5 protein-coding genes are annotated in these 6,268 nt (G+C 36.0%); 1 reads left to right on the forward strand and 4 read right to left on the reverse strand.

Going from position 1 to position 6,268, the window contains the following annotated elements; all coding sequences use genetic code 11:
• The coding region (locus A9996_RS18775; protein ID WP_066438945.1) for an adenylate/guanylate cyclase domain-containing protein at window positions 1-995 on the forward strand (995 nt) is incomplete at its 5' end.
• Between the two features lie 223 nt (window positions 996-1,218).
• Here the strand turns inward: A9996_RS18775 and A9996_RS18780 are convergent.
• The 4 genes from A9996_RS18780 to A9996_RS20285 form a co-directional block, all read right to left on the reverse strand.
• On the reverse strand, window positions 1,219-1,443 hold the full coding sequence (locus A9996_RS18780) for a hypothetical protein (protein ID WP_066438954.1): 225 nt from the start codon (window positions 1,441-1,443) through the stop codon (window positions 1,219-1,221).
• Between the two features lie 20 nt (window positions 1,444-1,463).
• Window positions 1,464-3,674, reverse strand: coding sequence for a caspase family protein (locus A9996_RS18785; RefSeq protein WP_066438947.1), 2,211 nt, complete (start codon window positions 3,672-3,674; stop codon window positions 1,464-1,466).
• 423 nt (window positions 3,675-4,097) lie between these two features.
• Window positions 4,098-5,918: a tetratricopeptide repeat protein gene (locus tag A9996_RS18790; RefSeq protein WP_066438950.1), complete on the reverse strand. Its 1,821-nt coding sequence runs from the start codon at window positions 5,916-5,918 to the stop codon at window positions 4,098-4,100.
• Window positions 5,919-6,033: 115 nt separating this feature from the next.
• On the reverse strand, window positions 6,034-6,268 hold a 235-nt coding region (locus A9996_RS20285; protein WP_211272670.1), incomplete at its 5' end, for a hypothetical protein.

A 6,268-nucleotide genomic window follows, 5' to 3' on the forward strand; every position in this document is an offset into this window, starting at 1 on the left:
TTATCAGATACTTGGGTAGAGAACAAGAACAGGTAGAAGCCATAGAAGCAAGTAAAACACTTCCCGTTTCTCAATATCTCTTATTTGGTGTTATTTTAGGAATCATGGTGGCTATAGTTTATACGATTGTGGAATATGTGTTTGATAAATTTCTGTCCAAAGCTTTAAATTTGGGTATTATCCTCATTATTAAATCGGTTATTTATTTCATATTTCTGATTTTCTCACTGAGTATTATTGCTTTTTTGGCTGAGGATTATTTGAATGTAGATTTCCCAAATCAAACCGGATGGTGGATTTCTAACCGAATATTTTGGTTGGTCACCGCCTATTTTATCATCTGCTCCCTACTTTTTTCTTTTATAAGATTGGCCAATGATAAATTTGGTAAGGGCATGATTTTTAAAATGCTTATTGGCAGATATAGAAAACCGCGTGAAGTGGATAGAATATTTATGTTTTTGGATTTAAAATCTTCCACAACACATGCTGAACAATTGGGGCACCTTAAGTATAGCCAGCTTATTCAGGACTGTTTCTTTTATCTCAACAAGATCATCAATAGATATGATGCTGAAGTGTACCAGTATGTTGGTGATGAAGCGGTTTTGAGTTGGACACCCAAAAGAGGTATCAGACACTCAAATTGTGTCAGATTGTTTTTTGATTTTGAAAGAAAGTTGAAAAGACATTCCAAATATTATCAAAAGAAATATGGGGTACAACCAGAGTTTAAAGCTGGATTGCATTCTGGTAAAATCATTATTGCTGAAGTTGGCACTGTAAAAAAGGAACTGGCCTATCATGGAGATGTCATTAACACCACGTCGCGCATCCAGGAACAGTGTAACGAGTTTGGCGAATCGTTACTGATTTCTGAAGAATTTTTATTGAAACTGAATTTAGGCAATAAGTTTATAGCGAAACCTTTGGGCGATGAGCTTTTAGAAGGAAAAAAGGAAGAGTTGAAACTTTTTGCAATCCGAAGATCATAATGGATTGAGGGCAGCATTACTTTTCGATAAAATTGTATGACCTCTAGCGCAAAATCAAGGTCCTTCTTTGAATAACCATCGAAAATAGTGTTAGTTGACATTAGATTTGAATTGGATAGTTGGTTTTAATACCTGGTTAGATTACTAAAATAATATAGATGTAACGACTTAGCTGTCGCAATACGCCAAAAAATTGCAGTGTCCTCTTGTTGGGTATGGTTTTTTATTCTATGAGATCATAGGTTTTTTTAAAAATAGCCGCGTCACATGGATATATTTCTCCATCGATTCCTACCATTAACCAATCACCAGCTTTTCCTGTAAGTTTACCCTCCATGGTTTTGACTTCAAAAGCTTCGTCAATTTGAACGCACTTAATGGCAATCGGCTTCTTCTTTGCTTTTTTAAAGTCTAATTTAGGCAGGTTGTTTGGATCAAATTTGAGCATGGCTTTCATTTTAAATTAATTTACGACAAAAAATTTGATTTTAGGAATTTGATATACGGATCATTTGGATTGTTGCTTTGCATCATGTGTGTGTAAGCTTTATAGGCATTGGTGTGAATAGATATTTTTTCGCGTATCCCTGCCATTTCTGCTGCCTTTTTGTAATAACCTTTTGAGGCTTCCAAATCACCCAAATACAAATTGGCTTCACCCAAAGTTGCGAGTTTCCACATATTTTCGAATGGTGTTTTCTTTGTTGCGGCCATAGCCTGTTTGGCATAGACTTTTGTTTGATTATAGTCTTGATTGATGATCAAAGTCAGAAATGCCAAATTGATGGCATGATAGTAGATTTGATCGAAGTCCTTGTTCTTCATGGCCATATCAAGCGCAATGCTATAAAACTTGATGGCCTCCTTCCCATCTTCTGCCGTAAATTCGTTCAAATACTTTCTTTTATAACGTCCGCCTAAAATACCCAAAAGGTCAGAATTGTCTTTTGCCAGCGGATGTGTTTTCAATAGTTCAAAAACGTCCTCATTTCTACCCATTCCTTCCAAAGCAAATAACAATTGCTCCAGTCCTGTTTTGTCTAAATGATTCGCATTTGGCAATAATTTATTGATGACTTCATTGTATTCGCCCAAAACCAAGTTGATGTCTTCTGCCGATGTAAACTGGTTACTGAACGCATTGTCAGTCAATGTGGTTTTTATTAATTGATAAGCATCATGGTCTGCGTGTTTTGGTTGGACCATAGAAAAATGGGTGCCAGCAACGGTCACACAGTGTTCGGCTTCAAATGGCTTAAAATTCGAACTTATTGAAACAAATTCGTCTTTGGTGGCTGCAATGATTTTGAGCGTAAATGGGTATTTATTTTTGAACATATAAGACCAATCTTGTCTTAAGGTTTTGATAAATGGAGAATTACTGCTCAAATCTTTTAAAAGTTTACTCCACGATTTCTGTTTTGAGGATTTTAAAAGGCCGTTGTTTGGAGTCCCAAATAATAAGACATGACTGATTTTATCCCGAAGCGATTTATCCATATCCAAAATGGCTCGTTGTACTACCAGTCCACCCAGACTGTGGGCAACAATAGCAATCCGTTTATACTTCCCATATTTGTACTTCATGGAAGTCTTCAAATAATCGATGTTGATTTTGAGATCATTTTTGGAAGCCCAAATATTTTTTCCCATCTCAGGGCTCATATTATGGCTATACCCAAGCGGAAACATGTCCCATCCTTCCAATTTTTCATCCTTGGATAAAAAATCAGGAATTTGCCCGAAGCTTTTGGCCGCTTCACCAGAAAACCCATGAACAAATAAAATAGCGCTGGTTGCTGTTTCAGTCTCTCTATAGACGGTTATAATATCTACAGTAGTACTGCTTTTGTCTGCTTCAATTGCTGTGGATTCTGGCTCGTGGACTCTATTTTTTAGGTTTTTAGGAATATTGCTCAAAATGAAATCATCATAAATTTGAAGATTTGCATATGGGTTTTGTATGGGATTGCGTTCTGGCACTTTCTTGAAAATATAGTGTACCACTTCAGAAATTCGTACAAAAGGTTCATCAAAATATCTTTTATGTTTCCCTTTTAAGACCTCAATCAAGCATTTTGTGTAGAGGCTATTGCTGTCACCATCCATAATGTAGGAGAGTTGATCTTCTCTGCAGGACGAGATGATTGACATGCCCTTACCATCATCAATGCGCTGCGCCAATCCGTCAGCGTGTTTGAAAGGATCTTTATTTTCTGCAGACTTGCTGGTTTTGCCTAGTCTTATTTCTGGTAAAGATTTTGTCATCCCAGCCGCATGGCAGCAGTCTAAAAAGAAAATCAATCGCTGCGAGTTGATCTGTGCGATTTTATCTTTTAGTTCTTCTGCTGTGACCCATGTCTCTTCATAATTTTCAGGATCAAAATTATTGGGCACTAAATAAAACTGGTTCCAAGGTTCATACAATCCACCATGTCCGGAATAGAAGAGCATGACTGAAGATGTCTCGTCAATTTTTGAGATCAAGGTATCAAACGCATCCAAAATTCCTTGTCGGGTCGCGTTATTTTCAGTCACTAAAATAATGTTTTCTTTAGGATATCCTGCCAATTTCTTGTCGGCCAAAATAGTGTAAATAGCCGTCGCATCTTTAACGGTAACAGGCAAATCGTTGCCAATTCCAATTAGAAGTGCATGTGCGTTTGTTAGCATTGCCATATGTTCTAGTTTTAAGGGTGTATCTGGACTGTTGGGCCTGACTGGAGAATGATTGGTTTCAAAACATGCTTCATACTAATATTATTTTTACAGGAGGAGCATTCACCTCATTAAGTTGTGGTTGTAAGGCAGAGGATCATCATGTCTTGATAAACTTCATAACCTAATTGGATTTTGCCAACTTCTTTTTAATTATTACTATGTTAGTGGTATCAGCATTTAATGAAATATATTGGTTGCTGAATTAGAAGTATCATCCTTATGTCTATTGATTGTTACAAGTTTATTTCCAGAAATTCATAATATCATCAAATTCTTGAGTGTTTAAATAAGGTAAAAAGTGGGGGTCGTTCATAAAAGTTTCAGGCTTGTATAAACGGCCTTCGCCAACTGACTTTTTTAAATTATTTGAATGTGTTTTTTTTATTCATTTACAGACACATAATATTGTGCCAGAGCATAGTCAATACTTCCATATTGGTATGTTGACCTTAAATTATTCAAAGCAGAAAGTAATTGTTCTGCCTTTTGGGAATTATTATTTTTCATTTCAGAAATAGCCAACTTCACAACTGTATTAATGTCTTTTGGATTTTCCTTATAAAGTTCTTCCAGCAACTTTTTGGCACTTTTAAAATCATCCAAAGCATATAATGCCGCTGCACGATCTTCCTTTGTGGAAAAATCAGACGAAATAATGTCCTTAAAATAAACCATCGCCTCATCTTTCTTATTCAAGAGCAAATACTCATTGCCTATATAAAGACAGAGATCGGTCCAGTCTTTATTAGAAAGCATGAATTTTAGCTTAGAAAGTAATTCTTTTAATTTTTCGGTTTTATCAGCTCTGATGTAGGCGCTGATCAACGGTTTTGTTAAATAAGTGTCGTCAGTAATTTCAAGGTAGGGCTCCAATAAATTGATGGCAGCCTGATACTTTTTTAGCGCGATATCTGCATATGCTTTTACAAAGAGACGGTCTTTGCAATAATCGCAATTTTGCAAATCCATACCGTCCATTGAAATCTCGTAATATATGGAATCAACTTCTTCAGGCCGATACACAAATTGTAAGGCAACTACCATCATTCCAGAATTGGTTTGAAGGTCAAAGGGTGTAATCTCAAACTCTTTCTTGGTGGTATTATACACCTTATCATTTTTTCCAGTAATCAAGGCTTGGTAATGATTCAGCAAATTGCGCTGTCGTGAATTAGTAAACGCACTTGTATTGATCGCCTCTCTCAAAGAATCGGCCACCCTGTATTGTCCAAGATTATAATAATAGCCAACACGAAGTACTTTGGGTTCAAAATAAGAATCATCATCCAAAATGGCTTTATTGATGAGTTTGATATAAGTTTCCTGATTGGAATAATTGGCCTTTGCATTCAAGACATTTTGGTAGGCCTCAAACTTAGGAGGTGTATCCTGCAAATTTAGTTCCGGTTGGTCTTTGGTTGTTAGATAGCCAATAATGACCTGTTTAAGATCTTCGATACATTCTAATGGGGAATTTTTGTTACAAGACCTATTTTTAAAAGCGATAAGGGTTTCATTGATGTCACTCCCAGATATTGATGCCTGTAATATCAGATTGTCTCCTTCTAAATAGACATTTCCAGAAATTATTTTGCTGGGCTTGAAGTAATTTTTGAGGATAGATACTTCATCTTCAGGTTTGGATCGCGCGGAGATGATATTTGAATAATCACTTATGATTTCTGGAGAGATTACTTGCGCTACTTGATTTTCGGTAATCCCGTGAACGATCCAGTCTGCAGCCATTTTTCCAACAATGTCATAGGCCTCATTACCTGTATTGTTTCCAAATTTTAAAACCGCAATCTTACTTGTCTCTTTTGCAACTGGAAGTGCCAATACAGTGCTGAATTTGTTATTGACGATCAAAAAGATTGAAACAACACAAATTAAGGTTGCTGCAAATAAAAGGGTGTAATATATTTTTTGAAACATTTGCCTGTTTGTCTGATGCTCTTCTTCGGATTCTATGTGTTCCAATTCACCACTAGATGCCCTAAATCGCCATATGTAGAATGCATAAATGGGGAAGGCTATCAGCAAAAGTATGATGAGATAAGTGACCGAATATGCGGGCAAACCTATGGGCTCCCATGTGATTGCTAAAACTTGTAGAAGGATCCAGCTTGCTACCACATATATGGATAGCATTTTAAGAATTTGCTTGTCACGGCATTCCTTGAAAAAGGCTTTGAAATTCATTAAGTAAGTTAATTTCGTTTATTTAGTGATAATTAGTCCTAGAAATTATTGCATAAGTTACACATTTTTAGTAATATAGCAGTGAGTAACCGGCATAAAATACTCGCCTATAAGACTATGTCTGTTCGTTTTTCACTCGATTGTTCAACAAATTAATCCATAATAACATGTCAAAAAAAGAAAAATCAAACAAGGTCACTGAACCGAAGAAGGAACCCGTTTCAAAAACAGGAATCAGTATCAAACCAAGAACTGCAGATACACGAACAGGGAATAAATAAAACCCAAATAGTGTAAGTTTTGTCCGGTAGTATTTAGGATTTAAATTATACTTAGACAAAAGAAAAAAA

Origin of the sequence: Gelidibacter algens, from assembly GCF_001678675.1 — a bacterium.
GTDB lineage: Bacteria > Bacteroidota > Bacteroidia > Flavobacteriales > Flavobacteriaceae > Gelidibacter > Gelidibacter algens.